The sequence below is a fragment of the Suttonella ornithocola genome (assembly GCF_001889065.1).
Classification (GTDB): Bacteria; Pseudomonadota; Gammaproteobacteria; order Cardiobacteriales; family Cardiobacteriaceae; genus Suttonella_A; species Suttonella_A ornithocola.
Genome location: NZ_LWHB01000268.1, coordinates 1 through 503 on the forward strand (window position 1 = coordinate 1; position 503 = coordinate 503).

Below are 503 nucleotides of genomic sequence, written 5' to 3' on the forward strand. Positions count from 1 at the left end.
CAATGAAACAAGGAAAACTGCATATCCTGCTTCCTGACTGGCATTTTCGCGAAGAACGCGTTATCGCACTTTATCCCTCACGTCGTCATCTCATTCCAGCGGTACGTCTATTGCTAGAAACTCTCAGTGAGTGCTTACAGAATTTAATCACAGAACCTGTATCATCATCCGATCATTTTTTCTGAATACTTTGGACGTATTTTGAGTCGGTTTTTATTTTTTAAATGCCTCTCTTTATGGTTTTGCCTCAGCAACTTTCTATTTTCTACACCATGGCTGCATGGATAAATATAGTGCAATCATCTAAAACCCAACCCAATCCAAAGCAGATAAAAGCATAAAGTATCAATACAATCCATCCGCCATTCTTTGCGTATTTGCTTAATCCAAGCCCACATCTTTTCAATGGGATTTAAGTCTGGACTATAAGGGGGTAACCAAACTATCTCATGCCCATGCTCTTCAATGATTGCTTGAATATCACTGCGTTTATGAAAAGCGGC

The 503-nt window shown here is 39.6% G+C and carries 1 protein-coding gene and 1 pseudogene; one reads left to right on the forward strand and one right to left on the reverse strand.

Translation table 11 applies throughout. The annotated features are described in order from the left end of the window. Nucleotides 1-185, forward strand: a pseudogene (locus A5N85_RS15870) (LysR family transcriptional regulator); the annotation flags it as partial. A gap of 114 nt (nt 186-299) precedes the next feature. Here A5N85_RS15870 and A5N85_RS13675 read toward each other — a convergent pair. Beyond that, on the reverse strand, nt 300-503 hold a 204-nt coding region (locus A5N85_RS13675), incomplete at its 5' end, for a transposase (protein WP_249023994.1).